The organism is Streptomyces mobaraensis (assembly GCF_020099395.1).
Classification (GTDB): Bacteria; Actinomycetota; Actinomycetes; order Streptomycetales; family Streptomycetaceae; genus Streptomyces.
Genome location: NZ_CP083590.1, coordinates 6,175,416 through 6,191,282, shown reverse-complemented (window position 1 = coordinate 6,191,282; position 15,867 = coordinate 6,175,416). Strand labels below are relative to the sequence as shown.

At 70.2% G+C, this 15,867-nt stretch carries 17 protein-coding genes and 2 pseudogenes; 13 read left to right on the top strand and 6 right to left on the bottom strand.

Features of this window, described 5'->3' with window-relative positions; all coding sequences use genetic code 11:
* Nucleotides 1-37: 37 nt before the first annotated feature.
* Nucleotides 38-1,300: an IS701 family transposase gene (locus K7I03_RS27390; protein WP_185945890.1), complete on the bottom strand. Its 1,263-nt coding sequence runs from the start codon at nt 1,298-1,300 to the stop codon at nt 38-40.
* 232 nt (nt 1,301-1,532) lie between these two features.
* A complete protein-coding gene (locus K7I03_RS27385) occupies nt 1,533-1,868 on the bottom strand; it encodes a hypothetical protein (RefSeq protein ID WP_185945861.1) in 336 nt (111 codons plus the stop codon).
* Between the two features lie 137 nt (nt 1,869-2,005).
* On the opposite strand from K7I03_RS27385, the gene K7I03_RS27380 reads away from it, so the two are divergent.
* The 4 genes from K7I03_RS27380 to K7I03_RS27365 all read left to right on the top strand — a co-directional run bounded on the left by K7I03_RS27380 (nt 2,006) and on the right by K7I03_RS27365 (nt 3,867).
* Nucleotides 2,006-2,827, top strand: a complete 822-nt coding sequence (locus K7I03_RS27380; protein ID WP_185945860.1) for a helix-turn-helix domain-containing protein — start codon at nt 2,006-2,008, stop codon at nt 2,825-2,827.
* Nucleotides 2,824-3,012 (top strand): DUF397 domain-containing protein, encoded by a 189-nt coding sequence (locus K7I03_RS27375; RefSeq protein WP_185945859.1) that lies wholly within the window; start codon nt 2,824-2,826, stop codon nt 3,010-3,012. The genes K7I03_RS27380 and K7I03_RS27375 overlap by 4 nt, the downstream gene beginning before the upstream one ends.
* Before the next feature lie 65 nt (nt 3,013-3,077).
* Nucleotides 3,078-3,410 (top strand): glyoxalase superfamily protein, encoded by a 333-nt coding sequence (locus tag K7I03_RS27370; protein WP_185945858.1) that lies wholly within the window; start codon nt 3,078-3,080, stop codon nt 3,408-3,410.
* 67 nt (nt 3,411-3,477) lie between these two features.
* Nucleotides 3,478-3,867, top strand: a complete 390-nt coding sequence (locus K7I03_RS27365; protein WP_185945857.1) for a VOC family protein — start codon at nt 3,478-3,480, stop codon at nt 3,865-3,867.
* 546 nt (nt 3,868-4,413) lie between these two features.
* Here K7I03_RS27365 and K7I03_RS27360 read toward each other — a convergent pair.
* The gene (locus K7I03_RS27360; RefSeq protein WP_185945856.1) at nt 4,414-4,980 is read right to left on the bottom strand and encodes a TetR/AcrR family transcriptional regulator; all 567 of its coding nucleotides are present in this window, start codon (nt 4,978-4,980) and stop codon (nt 4,414-4,416) included.
* Nucleotides 4,981-5,067: 87 nt separating this feature from the next.
* Between K7I03_RS27360 and K7I03_RS27355 the strand changes: the two genes are divergently transcribed.
* Nucleotides 5,068-5,988 (top strand): NADP-dependent oxidoreductase, encoded by a 921-nt coding sequence (locus tag K7I03_RS27355; RefSeq protein ID WP_185945855.1) that lies wholly within the window; start codon nt 5,068-5,070, stop codon nt 5,986-5,988.
* A gap of 91 nt (nt 5,989-6,079) precedes the next feature.
* Nucleotides 6,080-6,252, top strand: a pseudogene (locus K7I03_RS27350) (IS5/IS1182 family transposase); the annotation flags it as partial.
* Nucleotides 6,253-6,319: 67 nt separating this feature from the next.
* On the opposite strand, the gene K7I03_RS27345 reads toward K7I03_RS27350, so the two are convergent.
* The gene (locus K7I03_RS27345; protein ID WP_185945854.1) at nt 6,320-7,603 is read right to left on the bottom strand and encodes a NucA/NucB deoxyribonuclease domain-containing protein; all 1,284 of its coding nucleotides are present in this window, start codon (nt 7,601-7,603) and stop codon (nt 6,320-6,322) included.
* Nucleotides 7,604-7,797: 194 nt separating this feature from the next.
* On the opposite strand from K7I03_RS27345, the gene K7I03_RS27340 reads away from it, so the two are divergent.
* Nucleotides 7,798-9,072 carry a hypothetical protein gene (locus tag K7I03_RS27340; protein ID WP_221903643.1) on the top strand — a complete coding sequence of 425 codons (1,275 nt, stop codon included), beginning with the start codon at nt 7,798-7,800 and terminating at the stop codon, nt 9,070-9,072.
* Between the two features lie 84 nt (nt 9,073-9,156).
* Here the strand turns inward: K7I03_RS27340 and K7I03_RS27335 are convergent.
* Nucleotides 9,157-9,298, bottom strand: a pseudogene (locus tag K7I03_RS27335) (BtrH N-terminal domain-containing protein); the annotation flags it as partial.
* A 73-nt stretch (nt 9,299-9,371) separates the two neighbouring features.
* Between K7I03_RS27335 and K7I03_RS27330 the strand changes: the two are divergent.
* From K7I03_RS27330 to K7I03_RS27305, 6 genes are all read left to right on the top strand, one after another.
* Nucleotides 9,372-9,683 (top strand): DUF6980 family protein, encoded by a 312-nt coding sequence (locus K7I03_RS27330; RefSeq protein ID WP_398858048.1) that lies wholly within the window; start codon nt 9,372-9,374, stop codon nt 9,681-9,683.
* Between the two features lie 80 nt (nt 9,684-9,763).
* Entirely contained in the window at nt 9,764-10,348 is a 585-nt protein-coding gene (locus K7I03_RS27325) for an HAD domain-containing protein (protein WP_185945853.1), read from the top strand.
* Nucleotides 10,349-10,371: 23 nt separating this feature from the next.
* The gene (locus K7I03_RS27320; RefSeq protein ID WP_185945852.1) at nt 10,372-10,710 is read left to right on the top strand and encodes a hypothetical protein; all 339 of its coding nucleotides are present in this window, start codon (nt 10,372-10,374) and stop codon (nt 10,708-10,710) included.
* A 217-nt stretch (nt 10,711-10,927) separates the two neighbouring features.
* A complete protein-coding gene (locus K7I03_RS27315) occupies nt 10,928-11,566 on the top strand; it encodes a DUF3800 domain-containing protein (RefSeq protein WP_185945851.1) in 639 nt (212 codons plus the stop codon).
* Nucleotides 11,567-11,710: 144 nt separating this feature from the next.
* On the top strand, nt 11,711-14,029 hold the full coding sequence (locus K7I03_RS27310; protein ID WP_185945850.1) for a hypothetical protein: 2,319 nt from the start codon (nt 11,711-11,713) through the stop codon (nt 14,027-14,029).
* Between the two features lie 179 nt (nt 14,030-14,208).
* On the top strand, nt 14,209-15,294 hold the full coding sequence (locus tag K7I03_RS27305; RefSeq protein ID WP_185945849.1) for a polyprenyl synthetase family protein: 1,086 nt from the start codon (nt 14,209-14,211) through the stop codon (nt 15,292-15,294).
* A 27-nt stretch (nt 15,295-15,321) separates the two neighbouring features.
* Here K7I03_RS27305 and K7I03_RS27300 read toward each other — a convergent pair whose 3' ends face one another.
* Entirely contained in the window at nt 15,322-15,864 is a 543-nt protein-coding gene (locus K7I03_RS27300) for an arginine repressor (RefSeq protein WP_004952171.1), read from the bottom strand.
* Nucleotides 15,865-15,867: the final 3 nt, after the last annotated feature.

Below are 15,867 nucleotides of genomic sequence, written 5' to 3'. Positions count from 1 at the left end.
TCTTTCAGATGACACGTTCTTTTTCACCGGCCGCTTTTCACCGGCCGCGGCGGCCCGCACCACCCGGGCCTGAATCCCTGCCCGGCAGGCACGCACCGTCGTCGCCCGCCGGGTCGGCCGGCGGGGTCAGCAGGGCGACGGCGTGGGCGACGGACGCGAGCGTCGTATGCCGGTGCCAGCCGCCGAACGACCGCCCGGTGAAGTCCCGGATGCCCACCCGGTCGGCGACGCACGTGAAGTCGCGGTCCACCCGGTGCAGCAGTCCGCTCAGCCGGACGAGCGTGGCCGGCGCCACGTTCACCAGGTCCGTCAGCCACAGTTCGGCCGGCCAGCGGTCCGCGTTCTCCCCCATGCCCACCAGCAGCATCTCCCGCAACCGCCCCCGGCCCGCGCCTCCCTGCGCCACCGGCAGCCCCACCCGTACCCCGGCGGTGAGCGACGTGCCCAACGCGTCCGAGCCCGGGTCGTGCCGCCAGATCACCGGCCGGCGCAACTCCCGCGCGCCCGCCATCACCAGCGATGCGGGCACCAACCGCGTCTCGCGCCCCGACAGCGGCGAGTCCGACACCGCCAGCCGCAGCGAACCGCTCACCCGCGCCAGTACGGGCACCCCGCAGGCGCGCAGCCGGTGCAGTGCCGCCAGCGCGTCCGGCTCCCGCGCGTCCAGCACCAGGGGGCGCACCGGCAGGCCCCAGTCGCGCATCATCCCGGCGTACGCCTCCACCGCGCACTCCCCCGGCGTCTCCGTCCGCACCGCGTCCGGGATCGCCGCCTGCCCGCGCCGCACCGGGTCCCCCAGCCACGCCTCCGACAGCAGCAACCGCCAGTTGACCGGCGCGCTGCGGTACGCGGACGCCGCCCAGACACCCACCGCCTGCTGGGCGTTGAGGACCTGCCCCGCCTCCGCGAAGAACCGCCGCTCGACCCCCACCGAGTTCTCCCCGGCCTTCGGTATCACCATCGGCCGCACCACCCACGCCTGCGGCGCGAGTGTCCGTACGAGGTGGTGCGCCAGCGCCTGCCGCATCGGCCGCCAGTCCCACGGCGAACTGGAGACGAAGTGGTGCAGGCTCTGCTCCGGCGCCGCCCCGCCCGCCAGCCCCGCGATGTTGCGGATCGACTTCCGCCCCCGCGCCCGCAGCAGCCCGCGCAGGTACGCCTCGCCGTGCCGCCGCTGGTCACTGCGCGCCAGCGTCGCCAGCGCGACGCCGCACAGTTCGGCCAGCACGTCGTCCTGCGTGCGCGTCCGCGCCTGTGCCCGCGCCCGGAGCCGGGGCCGTGTCCCGTCCCCGGTCGGCATCACGGCGGGCCGCACGCCCCGCTCCGTACCCGGTCTCAGGGCAATGGCAGCACCGCTCATGGGGATCCCTCACATCCGCTGTACGAACACCCGCCCGGGTTCCCCCGGTGACGGTGTCGACGGTCCCAGGTAACAGGTGCGGCCCGGCAGTGAGCCGGGCACGAGTTGAGGGATGAATGCGAGCAGGCCCCGGGTATGTTTTTTTCATACCCGGGGCCTGCTGGGCCGCCTGTTACGCGTGCACCAGGCGGAGATGGACCCCCATGGCCTCGGTCAGCTCCACCGCCGTCTTCAGGTCGTTCGCCGCCAGCGCGAGGCTGCGCCTCCGCTTGATGTCCCGGCACTCCGCGCACCGCGACGGCCGGTACACCCGCCACGCGTCCTGGTCCGTCGCCGGCCGCACATCACACGGCAGCGCCTCCCACGGCTCCCCGCCCGTCGGCGGCCGCAGCCGCACCCTCCCCTCACCGGTCCCGGTGACCTCCCCGACGCGCTCACGCCGCGCGTCGACCACCAACTCGCCCACGGCGGGCGCCCGCTGGTGCTCTGGACTGGGTGGCTTGTCCATCCTGGTGTTCCTCTCGCGGGATCTTGCGATTCGATTCCCAGCATCCCCGCGTGGCGGTACCGTGACCAGGAGTAACTGCTGTAGGAAGGCCGCTCCCGTTGCAGGGATGCCCGGCTTCAACGGAGGGGCGAACAACTGTGCCCGCACCAAAGCGGATCGAACCCACCAATTTGAATGAGTGGTTCGGCGACAAGATCCGCAATCTACGCAAGGCCCGCGGCTGGTCCCAGGTCCAGCTGGGCGAGGTGGTACGGCTCTCGGGGAGCCGCATCGCCCAGTTCGAACGGGCGGAGGACGTTCCGCCTCAGGACATCACGGAGTTGCTCGACCGGGAGCTGAGGGCGGGCGGCCAACTGGTCGAGATGCGGCCGTTTCTGGCGCGCAGCTGGGACAAGAAATGGCCCGAGGAAATCGAGGGGATCGAGGTCCAGGCCACCCGGATCCAGCTCTACACCCATGTGGTTCCTGGGTTTTTCCAGACGAAGGAGTACGCGACGGCCCTGCTCGGAGCCGGCATCCCCTTCTTCGGCGGAGACCTTGACGAGAAGGTCGGTCTCCGTATGGCCCGGCGCAATGTCGTCGACGGGCCGCACTACCCGTGGGTCCGCTGCGTCCTGGACGAATCGGCGCTCTACCGGGCCGTCTGTCCCCCGCACGTCATGCGCGACCAGCTCCTTCACCTGCTGGAGGAATGCGAACAACCGCACGTGGTGGTTCAGGTATTGCCCTTCGCAGCCAACCGGGCCGTCATCCCCGGGCTGGCTTGGGCCACCATCTGGACACTCGCCGACGGGCGCACGGTCGTTTACCAGGAAACGATGAACAACGGGTACTTCGTGACGAAGCCCCGCGAGATCGGTATCTACGTCAACCTCTACGATCAGTTGCACGCGGATTCCCTGTCCGCCGAAGCGTCCAAGGCCCTCATCCGCCGAACGCTTGAGGACAGATACTCATGAACTGGCGTAAGAGCAAGCACAGCGCGACTTCCAATGACTGCCTGGAAATATCCGGTTCCCCCGACGACCTCATACACATACGCGACAGCAAGCGGACCGCCGCCCCCACCCCGATCCTCACCACGCACCCCGCCGCCTGGACGGCGTTCCTCTCCTCCCTCAGGCGGGGCGCCCTCCTCCGCTGACCCGCCGCCGGTGGCTCAGGCACGAGCGGGATCCGAGGACCGGGACGGTCTGCGACGATGGGCGCATGGACGAGGAAGTCATCCCCATTCTCCGCGTCGAGGACGCCGCGGCGGCGGTCGCCTGGTACGAGCGGCTGGGTTTCGCCAAGCAGTGGGAGCACCGCTTCGGACCAGAGTTCCCCGCGTTCGTCGAGATCGCCCGGAACGGGATGCGGTTGTTCCTGTCGGAGCATGAGGGTGACGCGCGCCCTGACACGTTGGTCTATCTCCGCGCTCGCGATGTCGAGGCCATCGCGTCCGAGTTCGGCGTGCGGGTGCGGGACGCTCCGTGGGCGCGCGAGACCGAACTGCGCGATCCCGACGGCAACCGGCTCAGGATCGGCACACCGACGGAATAGTGAGGTGTGCCTGGCAGCGGGCTTTAAAGGGAGTTGGGAAACAGCGCCCCCTTGCTAGGGTGACCGAATGACATCGGTCAAACAGTTCCAGGTCACCTTCGACTGCGCGGAACCCGTGCGCGTCGCCCGCTTCTGGTCCGAGGCGTTGGGGTACACCGTCACGCTGCCGCCGGACGGTCAGGACGCATGGGCCGCATGCGCCGATCCCTCAGGGGCGGGCCCGCGGATGTACTTCCAGCGCGTTCCCGAGGGGAAGGTCGTCAAGAACCGGGTGCACCTGGACGTCCGGGTCGGCACCGGTCTCGTCGGCGAAGAGCGCCTGGCCGTACTGGAGGCCGAATGCGCACGGCTGGTCGCACTCGGCGCGACCCGCGGACAGTTGCTGCTCGCCGATGAGGAGAACGAGTCGTGCCTCGGGATGCAGGACGTCGAGGGCAACGAGTTCTGCCTCGACTGAGTTCGCGTGCGAAGCAGCACAGGGCGGCGGACCGGGCCCCGACGCGGTTGAGCCAGGGGCTGTCGGTCGGCGTGTAGGCGAATGCGACGGTGCCGGCCACGGCCCGGTCGCCGACGCGGGTGTCCTTCTCCGCGATCAGGTGCGGGGAAAGGCCGGCGGCACGATCACATCGGTACGCATCATTGACGCGGCGCCAGTCGAGTCGCGTGTGCGCCTAACTCGGCGGCAAGGGCTTCGGCGATGCGCTCGTACCGCCTGATCCGGTCGGTCCACTCCGCATCGACACCGGACGCCCCTCGCGCGCGCCCCACCCGGCCGACAGCGTCGGCCAAGCCCGGATCGTCCCGGGGCCGGCAGCCGCACCGGCGCGTAGAGCGCCACGGTGTGCGGCGGCACGAAGCACTCGTCCGGCAGCGTACTCGTCCGGCAGCACGGTGCGCGCGTGGACGAGCGCGCCGACGGCGACGACCGGACCGGCCCCCGGCCGCGCGCCCCGCGGGCCCCGCGCGCTCCCGGCGGTCGGTCCGCCGGGCGGGCCGGCCTTCTTCAGGAACCCAGTACCGCGCGTACTTCGGCGAGCGCTTGCCGTGCCAGCGGCCCGAAGTCCTCGCCGCTGCCGGGGGCGATCCACCGGTCGTAGGCGATCTCCCAGACGAGCATGCCCAGTTTCGCGGCCACGCGCGCGGTCGGGCCCGGGACTCCGCGGCGGTCGAGGGCTTCGATCGCCGAGGCGGTGAGGTCGGTTCTCTTCAGGGCATCGCGTTCGCGCAGCTCCGCGTGGGCGTTCAGCACGGCCTGGCGCCGGCGGCTGAACTCGCGGCGGTCGGCGGTGAAGAACGTCCGGCCGAGCGCGTCGAGGGCGTCCGCCACCGCGTCGAGCGGTCCGGACGCCGGCGGCGCCGAGGCGATCCCCTCGGCGAGCAGACCGGTCACCGTGCCCCCGCCGAAGAGCACCTCGCGCTTGTCCGGGAAGTGCCGGAAGAACGTGCTTTTGGTGAGCCCCGCGCGCTCCGCGATCTCGATCACGGTCGTGTTCTCGTAGCCGCGCTCCTCGAAGAGGTCGAGGGCGGCCGCGGCGAGTCGTCCTGGTGCGTCGGGTTGCCAGCGAGCCATGGGAGCAGTGTACGGGACTTCGTCCCATCACTGGTGTACGGTCATTGACGAGACCAAGTCCCATCACTGCCCCTTGAGAGGTCGCTGATGAGCAGAGCTGTCCGATACCGACGATTCGGCGGTCCCGAAGTGCTCGAACTGGAGGCGATACCCGAGCCGCACGCCGCACCGGACGAGGTGCGCGTCCGGGTCACGGCCGCCGGACTCAACCCGATGGACTGGCAGATCACCACACAGCCCGGCATGGCGGCGCGGTTCGGCATCGCCTTGCCGGCCGGCTTCGGCAGCGACTTCGCCGGAGTGGTGGACGAAGTGGGCGCCGACGCCACGGGATTCACGGCCGGTGACCGGGTGTACGGAGCCGCGATCGGCCGGTCCGTCGCCGATTTCGTGCTGGTCAAGACCCCCGCGGCCACGCTGTGGCCCACCCCGGACGGCGTCGGCGACGAGGTGGCGGGCACGCTTCCGGTGTCCGGTCTGACGGCCACCGCCGCGCTCGCCGCGATCGGGCTCCGCGCCGGGGACACCGTCCTGATCGGCGGGGCGGCGGGCGGCGTGGGCATCTTCGCCGTGCAGCTGGCGAGGCTCGCGGGCGTCCGGGTGCTCGGCACCGCCTCGGAGAGCACGTTCGCATTCCTGCGCGGGCTCGGCGCCGAACCCGTGGCGTACGGCCCCGGCCTGGCGGACCGGGTACGGGCCCTGGCGCCCGAGGGGATCACCGCCGCGGCCGACCTGTTCGGAAGGGAGACGGCCGAGACCGCGCTCGAACTCGGCGTGGCACCCGAGCGGATCTGCGTCGTGGCCGACGGCCCCGCGCCGCCGCCCGGTGTGCGCACGGCGGGCGCCCTCGACGCGGCCCCGGGCTCCCTGGAACGCATCACCGAGGCGATCCGGTCCGGCGGGATCACGGTGCCGATCGCGGCGACCTTCCCGGTCGAGCGGATCCGCGAAGCCGTGACGATGCAGGCGGAGCGGCACGTCCACGGAAAAATCGTGATCGCGCTCTGAACCGGCGCGCGAGTGGGCGACCACGGGCCGCCGAACGCCGAACCCCCGGCAAGGCGAAGCAGGTTGCGGTACTAGGTCCTGCCTGAGCCGGGACGGCCGGCCCATCGGCTTCGAGAAGGGCCGCTACGTTCGCGGAAACGAAGCGGAGCGACCCATCGGGAAGTTGAAGACCGACCGGGCGGTAGCCACGAGGTTCGACAAGCGGGCCCATGTCTTCTACGGCACGTAACCGTTGCCGCCATACGCCTGTGGCTTCGTGCATGACACGTCAGACGGAACCTGACCAGCCCATGGTCTGCCCCCCCGGGCGCCCGGAGAGGCAGGTTCCCGCCTATGGGGTGATGATCACCTGGTAGTTCTCACCGATGAGGATGCGGTCGGACTGCACCGCCCGCCCGAGCTCGCCCCCCGCATTGGTGTTGTCTCTGTTGTCGACATGAGCCCGGATGCAGGGCGCGTCGGGCGGGGTGCCCCGGTCGACGGTGACGCCGGCGACGTCCCATACACCGCCGATCTGGCGCGGGGTGATGTCGATGCAGTGTTCACCGTCGTTCCCACCCTGCACGGACCTGGCGAAGGGGTACTCGTCACAGGAATCGTTGGGGACACCGGTGGCGCCGTTGACGAATTTGAACTTCCCCCGGTAACAGGTCGCCGCACGCCTGTCCCTGGCCTCCGGGTCGAGCGGGTCGTAGAACCGGGTCAGCGGGTGGGTGGCGTCGCCGTAATGGCCCAAGAGGTTCTTCTGCGCCCACTCGTAGGCGACGGCCGCCCCGTGGAATTGCGATTTCGAGAAGGTCACGTTGGCCATGTGGCCCGTGACGATGCAGCCGGAGGTGGCGCCTACCGACTGGTCACAGCGCAGGAGGGGCCCGAAGAAGACACCGTCGTTGGTGATGGGGCGCGCGCCGATGGTCTGCCCGTGCACGTGGTAGGACAGCTGAACCTCAAGGCTCAAGTCCTTGGGGGTGTTGGAGGTGTAGGTGAGGCGTCCGGTGGCGTCGGCCCCGGTCTCGCTCCCTGCCGGGCCCAGGACCAGGGCCGCGCCGTTCCAGGCCGGTCCGCCTGTGGAGCAGCCGCCGCTGCAAAAGGAGTCGAGGGACATTTCCACGCCCTCGGTGCCGGGTGTCATCTCTTTGGTTATGGCGGTGATGTGCTCGGTCCAGCGCCCGCCCGACTCGGAGTTGGGCATACCCATGATCAGGAGCGCGACCAGGGTGTATCCGACCTGATGTCCCTCACCGTCGGTGACCGGGAACTCGACCCGCTCCCGTACGCAGTAGGCGAGCCGGGTGGAGACGACCGGATCAGCGGATTTGTCGTAGCAGAGTTCCGCCGGGGTCGGCCTCTCCGGACTGCGCTCTGCGGCAGGACCGCGCACGGTGGCGGGTGCGGGGAGGTCGGGCACGGGGCCCGGGGATACCTTCATGCAGGACCAGGCCGCGCCCTGGCGGTGGAGTGTGGAGCCGGGGGCGACGGGCTGACAGGTGCCTTTCCCCTGAGGGGGCACCCGGCTTGCGGGGGAGGCCGTGGCCGGTGAAGCGCCCACGGCGAGCAGGGTCGCGGTGAGGGCGAACGAGGCTATCGCCGCCAGGCCGCGTCTGACGCGGTTCACAAGGTGATCCCTTCCTTCGGTGGCCCCTGTGCGGGCACATCGAAGGCATGGAACCGGTCAACTCCCTTGCACGCCAAGCGAGAACACGACAGTTCTTGATTTTATTTGGCCAGTTGTGATATCGCCCCACCATCCCTGGCGGCGCTATTTTCACTCACACTCGCCTCACAGATCGCATACAGGGGGAAGCAGCGATGCGCCGCACAAGAACCAGCCTGGGCAGAGGGCTCGGAGCGCTCTTAGCCACCGCGACGGCCGCCGTGGGCCTGGCCACCGCCACACCGGCCGCCGCCACACCGGCCGCCTCCGGGCAGACGGTCCAGCCCGGCCAGACCTGTACCGCAGCCGATCTCGGCACCCGCCACCCGATCATCAAGAGCGCCGAAGTCACCCCGACCATCACACACTTCAAGGGCTGGTACGTCACCGAAGGCTCGACCGGCACCCAGAGCGTCAGCACGAACACCACGGAGACCATCTCCGTCTCCGTCGGTCTCAACGGCACCGTCCAGGGCAGCTTCGCCGTCGAGGCCCTCGGCTCCGTCGGCGCGAGCCTGGGCCTGAACGTCCAGGTCAACTACACCCACACGTCCAGCACCTCCAAGTCGATCTCGTGGAACTTCCGCCAGCCCGGTTACTACGGCCTGTACGAGGGAACGAAGAAAGTCACCGGCACCTACGGCAGCCTCAACTGCAACCGCTCGGACGCGGGCGGCCTGAAGTGGGTCGAGGGCCCCGACACCGGCAGCTACACCACCTACACCACCCTCGAAGAAGGCGCGGTGCGCTGCGAGGACAAGGTCCCCGCCAACAGCATCATGCGCAGGGCGCAGGTCCTCCTCGACTGCGGCTCCGCCACCGCCACCGCGAAGCACCCGGCCGGGCCGGTCCTCTCGGAGAAGGCCGCCAAGGCCGAGAAGGCCGCCAGAGCCGCCAAAGCGGCCAAAGCGGCCAAAGCCGAGAAGAGCGTGAAGGCCACCCAGGCCACCCGGGCCGCCAAGCCCGTCACACCGGCCGCCCTGAACTGCCAGAACGCCGTCTACAAGATCGACGTCCCCGGCAAGCCCCTGAACTGGAGCGCACCGCTCCTGGGCAACGACGGCATTCGCCTGCGCGAATCGAACTGGACCAGCGCCCACCTGGACAACTGGCGGCTGTGCAACGTGACCGAGCGCAACGGCGTCATCGAGGCGTCCCTGTGGAACTGGGGCAACGGCGGATGCGCGACCATCCCGGCGGACATCGCCAACCAGGAGCAGGCCTACCTCACGACCGCCACCTGCGGTGAGGACGACCTCCAGCGGTTCTACATCTACCGCGACGTACCCGGCAGCCCGAAGATCGGTCTGCAGAACAAGTACACCGGCTCCATGCTGGGCCACGACCGGTACGCGGACGGCGAGCTCATCCGCCAGTACTCCAGCGGCAGGCAGGACGGCACGGGTACGTACACCCTGACCGCAGTCTGACGGCCCCTTCTCCCGTGAGCGCGGCCCCGTACGTGAACCCCCGGACTCCCGGTTCCGTGCGGGGCCTTCCGCGTCTCCACCCCCATAGATGAAGGACACCCCGGAGCCGAGCCCGAACAGCATGGGCTCGGACAGTTCGAGCCCCCTCAGACCGCAGCAGCACGCCCAACGCCGTCGTCTCGCAGTGCCGCGCGCCGCGGGCGTCGACGCCTTCGATCATGGCCATGTCGCACATTCCGCTCCCCGGTGACCGGCGGTCCCCTCCCCTCCCCCCCCGGCGCGGGTGGGAGGATCAGCCGGTGACCGAGCAACACTGCTACGAAACGATGACGCGCCGACTCAACTGGCACTGCGACACCCACGCCGACGCCTTCGCCTGCCCGGACGCCCTCGTCGTTTTCAGCGCCAGGTTCCGGGAGTACGGACTCATCGTCCACGACGGCGGAATCTCGCGCATCGGCATCGGCTTCTGCCCCTGGTGCGGACAGCGGCTGCCCGAGTCCCAGCGGGCCCGGGGGTTCGACGAGTTGGAGGCGCGGGGGATCGACCCCTGTAAGGATGACGTCGCCACCGGGTTCCAGGACGACGCCTGGCCACGATCGGCGTCCTGAACCCTCGCCGCCCCGACACCCGAACCACGAACCCGAACCACGAACACCCAACGCCCAACACCGAACAGCCGGGAGAGAACGTGAGCCGTCCCATCCTGTTCCTCGACGTGGACGGGCCGCTCAATCCCTACGCGGCCCAGCCGGAGCGGCGCCCCGACGGCTACACCACGCTCAGGGTGCCACGGGACGACGGAGCTCTCACGAGGGGCGACCAACCGTCGCTCCGCCGTCGCCCCCTACGGGTCTGGCTCAACCCGGAGCACGGCAGGGCCCTGCTGCGGCTCGATTACGAGTTGTGCTGGGCGACCACGTGGATGGCGGATGCCAACCGCTGGATTGCCCCGGTGCTCGGCCTTCCCGGACTCCCGTACGTCGACTTCGGCGAGGCCCTGTTCCGGGAGCGGCCCGACGGCGTCCACTGGAAGACCGCTCCCCTCGTGGCGTACGCCGCCGGCCGCCCCTTCGCGTGGGTGGACGACGAGCAGAGCGCCGCCGACGAGGCGTACGTGACCGCCCACCACCCCGCACGCGCCCTCCTCCACCACGTCAACCCCCGCATCGGCCTCCGGGACAACGACTTCCGCACCCTCACCGACTTCGCTCACTCTGCGGCAATCCCTCTCCTATCCCGCAGGGATGGTCGCGTTAACCCAGTACACAGTTAACTAACCTAGTACTGTACTTAGTTATGGACTTCACTGTTATCGCGAACGCGGTCGAGGTCGACCACGGCATCAAGCGCCTCTCCATGCGTTTCATCAAGAAGTACGCAGCTCCGGAGCGTTTCCGACTCAGTCCTGAGCTCTGCGAGCAGATCTCCAAGGCCCTGGAGGAGCAGGGCTTGATCACACTGCCCAGGAGGCTGCCCACAACGGAGAATGAGTTCGTCTTCGTCATCCAGAAGGACAGCCCTCTCGGCGAGTCCATCCAAATCGCCAGGTACGTCACCATCATGGACACTATGGGAACAAGCCCGATTCCTGGGCTAAAGGAGAGGTTCCCTGGGCTACTGGCGCAACTTGCGTGAGCTGACCGGCAGTTGTGCGCCAACAGACAACTTCCGGCCAGGTTGAGCCACTTGAGGCGTACTGCGACTCAACGAGCGCTATTGTCCTCGGCACTACAGTGATACGCCGTGAGCCCGAGGGTGCACCAGAGGCTCGTCGTCGAGCCGGTGCAGGGGAGTGCGGCGCATGGAAGTTGACAGGCCCACCGAAGGGAGCACTCCGCGCTATACCTATTACATGGATGAATCCGGATTCTCCGGCATGTCCGTCATTGGCTGGCTGGCCATCGCCCCGGGCACCCGGCAGACCGTCCTGGAACACTTGCTGGGGTTCCGGGAGAAGCTGGCAGCCGATCCCGTCCTGCCGATCCCGTTCGAGTGGCCGCTCCATGCCGTGGACCTCGCGGGCGGCCGGGGAGGGCCCCTGCATATGAGGCCCGGGCATGGCCCGGACACCCGCATGAAGGAGGCTTTCCGCGAGGTCATAGCGCGCGTACTCGATGAGCTGGCAGGACTGTCGGGTGTCTCCGCGGGGGCGGTCTACCGCCGACATGCCACCCGGGAGCAGCTGTATCGGGACCTCGTCCCACTGCTCAACGCCCGGCACGCCACGCTCGGCATACCCGCCCGGATCCACTTCGACGGCAACGGCACGGAGCAGGGCCTCAAGGGAGCGCATCACGGGCTGCCCCGCGAGGGACGGTACATCGACACGGAGCTCGTCCTCGAACCGTCGTGGGCGAGCCCACTGCTCCAGGCCGCGGATCTCGTCGCCTACGCGGCCTTCCAGTCCGTGATCAGGCGGGAATCCCGTCGCTTCCTCTGGGACTGGTATCCGCGGCGGCTCCCGGAGGCCGAGGGTCCGTACCCCCTGTGAGCGAGAACCCGGGCCCCGGCAGTACAGCCGGGGCCCGGCAGGCGGACCTGGTCCCCCGGATGCCCGGGCCAGGACCGCACCTCCAGCTTCCCACATCAGACCGCCCAGGACGGAGGCACTGTGCCCAATTCCATCCCGCAGCCCATGACAGTCCCGTGGGGTTCCGAACGGATCCTGATCTCCAACGCCGAGCTCGCCCTCCCGGAGCCGCCCGCCGGACCCGACCTCGACGAGGTCGTCGCGGCGGGTACCGCGAACACCACGACCGCCCTGCCCGAGGCGGCCTGGCGGGCCGTGGCACGGGGGATCACCACACCCGGCACCGCCGCCGTGCAGCTCCGGCCGGCCCCCCGGCAGCCTGCCGGGTTCCTCATGGAGGAGAACGTCGAAGGGGCGACCCTGTGGTCGGTCGTCACCCGGGTCTGGCTGAGCGAACTGCTCCCCGGCATCCAGCCGCGGACCGGGATGGAGGTCATGGACGTCCCGGACCCGCACGTCGTAGGCACCACCGCGCAGGACAGGCCCTGCGCGGTCGTCCGGTACCGGTTCCGGGATCTGGACCACCTCAGGAACCATGTCTGGCAGACGCTCAACAGCACGTTGGCGAAGAACGACTACACGTCGTCCGTCTTGGCCCGCAAGGTGACCCGCAACCTCATCGCTCATCCGGTGGAGTTCACGTTCGAGGACGGCGACGAGCCGTTCCACGCCCTCGTGGTACGGGACGGGATCACTCGGCTGGCCAGCGCCTGGAAGGTCCAGGCGGGGCCGGACGCCGACGCCGCCGAGACAGCGACCCTGGCGGTGGAGGCGTTGTTCGGCAGGTCCGGGACGTCACCGGGCGGTGACGGCGGCACCCTCGGCGAGCGGCTGGCGGCGCGGAGGGCTGCCTGGCGGGCGTCCCTCGCGGAGGAGTTCGCGACGGAGACGGCGGGCCCGGAACCAAGGCTGCGGGCTGTGCAGATCGCGCAGACCCATGTCGTACCGGCGCAGATCGCCGTCGGGGTGAAGGGTCATCGGGGGCATCTCATCGCCCCCGAGGACGTCTTCGACGACGCGATGCGGTCGATCCTGGCCTCCGTCCACGTGGAGTTCAAACCGTGGGACGACGCCGCGCAGAACGTCGAAGTCATCACGCGGGCCCTGAAGCGGGTGATCCAGCAGGGTGACGCCCTGGTGAGAAAGGACAGCCTGCAGGCCGTCTACGGCCTGGCGGTGGGCCGGATCAGCTCGGAGGAGCTGCCCCAGGAGTTCGGTGACGCCAGGATTCCCGGCACCGCGCTGTGGCGCGGCGTCTACCTGGTGCACGCCCTGACCCGGCCGGAGTTGCACGAGCGGCTCAAGGACCAGGCCAAGGCGATCAAGGGCGGCAAGCGGATGGGGCTGAAAGGGTTCGCGGAGCTGCTGGGGCCGATCGTCGACCTGCCCTGGCGCAGTCACAAACGGGCCGTGTCCAGTCAGGCCCGCAACGCCTGGAAGAACGGGGGTGTGCTCACGGCGGACGTCGTCAAGGAGTGGGAACCTGTCCCCACGGACGACTTCACCACCCTGGTCGCGTCCGCTCTGACCGGTGATGCCGATGCCCGCTGCACCCTCGCGGTAGCGGGCGGCATCGCGCTGATCGCCGACAAACAGCTGACGCGCAATGTCGGTTCGGCCCTGATGGCTCCCAAGGAGAAGGGCGGCGTTCCGTTCCGGGCGGATGTCAGCCAGATCGTCGAGGACCTGTCCCACCCGGGCAACGAGCTCGGGCTCTGGACGCTCGCACTCGCCGCCAACCGGTTCCGGGCGGACGAGTTGCCGCAGAACGCGGTGACCCTACGGCAGTTCATCAGGAAGGGAAAGAGCGGAGAGAACGAGGATCCGGCGGCCGGCTACATCCACTTGAGGGTCGACCTCGACCGGCCGGACAGGATCGCACGGAACGACCTGGGCCTGCCGGAGCCCCTGTTCCAATGGGACGTCGTCTGGGCCTCGGACAGCGCGCGCGCCGAGAATGCCTGGCGGGCGCATCTCGCCCGGACGGCTTCTTCTCCGGTGGCGGCGGTGGCGGCCCCTTCTGCCGAAGACAGCGGGAGCGATCCCGGAAGCCCGGACGGAGACGACGACACACGCATCGCAGAGGGCCAGGCGGCCGTCGGGGTGACGGAATCACCGACGCCCGGCAGCGACTTCCGCCCCGCCGCCCAGCGTGCCGTCGAACACCGGCGCACGCTGCGCCAGTCCCTGGCGACGGCACGGGACGCGCTGGACCGACTGCTGGAACTCGACGCCCAAGCGGGATCCTGGCCGCCCCTCATGGACGTCGACGAGCTGGACGGGCTGCGAGAGGGGTTGCTGAACCTCCAGACGGACGTCCAGAACCTGCGCCGGGTCATCCATGACGGCGAGGACGAGAGGCACGAAGACGAGGGGCACGTGGATGAGGCGGATGAAGCAGTAGGATCCGCCGCCGGCGTGTAACCGTCGGATCGGGGAGGCTTCGAGCCGGGAGCACCGGACCGCCGGACGGGCGGTCTCACCGGCCTGGACGGACGCCGGGCCGGGTGCCGACACGAAAAGGCGGCGCCTCGCAAGGCAGCGTGGCGGGAACGCTCGCCGGTCAGCCGCGTCCACTCCCCTGACCAGCGAAGATGGTCGCCATGAACGACACGTCCCTTGCCGCCGCCCTCGCCCGCCTCGCCTCGCACCAGCGGCGGTTCGACGACCGTTTCGCGGCGTACTTCGACGCGCTGGCGGCGGACATCGGCGCGCCGCCGGTGAGCCGGTTCGCCCCGCGCGCGCTCGAACTCCTCCGCGCCCTGTCCCTGCGGGGCGGGAAGCGGCTGCGGGTGGCGCTGTTGCACGAGGGGGCGGGGCTGGTGACGGCGGAGGACGACGTTCCGGGGCTCGCGGAGGCGGCGTTGAGCATCGAGCTGCTGCAGACGCACGGGCTCGTGCACGACGACATCATCGACGACGCGCCGGTCCGCCGGGGTGGACCCTCGACCTACTACGCCTACCGCGGCGAGTTCCCGGAGCACGAGCGGACGGCGCTGGGGCTGGCGTTGCTCGCGGGGGACCTGGCCGCCTTCCTGTCCGTCCGGGTGCTGCTGGACGCGCCGGTTCCGGCCGAGCTGCGGCAGGCGCTGACGGGCGTGCAGACGCGGGCGGCGGCGGACACGGTCGTCGGTCAGGTGATGGATCTGGAACGGGACTTCCTCCCCCGGCCCGACGCCGGTCTGCTGGACACCGTCACCGACTACAAGAGCACGCGCTACTCGGTTCTCGCGCCCCTGCGGATGGGCCTGCTCGTCGCGGGCGGGGACCTGGCGGCGCACGACGAGCGGCTGCGCCGGTACGCGGCGCCGGTCGGCGTCCTCGGGCAGTTGCGGGACGACTACCTGGACCTCTTCGGGGACGAGGAGGTCGTCGGCAAGCCCGTCGGCTCCGATCTGCGCGCGGGGCGCCGCGGTTACGTGCTGAGCGCGACCCTCGCGGCGGCCACCGGCCCGGAGCGGGAGACGGTCGAACGCGCCCTCGGCGACCCGGACTGCCCGGCCGCGGCCGTCGACCGCGTACGGGACATCGCCCGGCGCCACGGCGTCGACGACCGCGTCCGCGCCGAGCTGCGCCGGCTCGCCGGGGCGGCGTCCGCCGAGGCCGCGACCTGGCGGTCGCGGTGGCGTGCCGAAGCGGTGGACTTCTTCGAGCAGCTGCCGTTCTGGGCGGCGGAACGGGCCCTCTGAGCCCCGCGGGACGGCCGGGGCCGCCCCTTATCGTTCCTTCTGCGCCAGCCGCAGCAGGTGGTCGGCCAGCGCCTGGCCGCCCGTCGGGTCGCGGCTGATCAGGAGGACCGTGTCGTCGCCGGCGATGGTGCCGATGATCTCGTGGACGCCCGCCTGGTCGATGGCGGAGGCGAAGAACTGGGCGGCGCCCGGCGGGGTGCGGAGGACGACGAGGTTGGCGGACGCCTCGGCGGAGATGAGGAGCTCGGCGGCGAGGCGGCCCATGCGCGCCTCGGTCGCCGACTCGCCGAGAGGCGCGCGGGGGGTGCGGTCGCCGCCCTCGCCCGGGACGGCGTAGATGAGCTCGCCGCCCGTGTTGCGGATCTTGACGGCGCCCAGTTCGTCGAGGTCACGGGAGAGCGTGGCCTGGGTGACGGACAGGCCGTCGTCGGCGAGCAGCCGGGCGAGCTGGCTCTGGGAGCGGACGGCCTGCCGGCTGAGGATGTCCACGATCCGGCGGTGGCGTGCGGTGCGGGTCTGCGGCACGGCCTGCCCGCCGTGGACCGGCTCGGTCTCCTGCGCCTCGGTCATCGT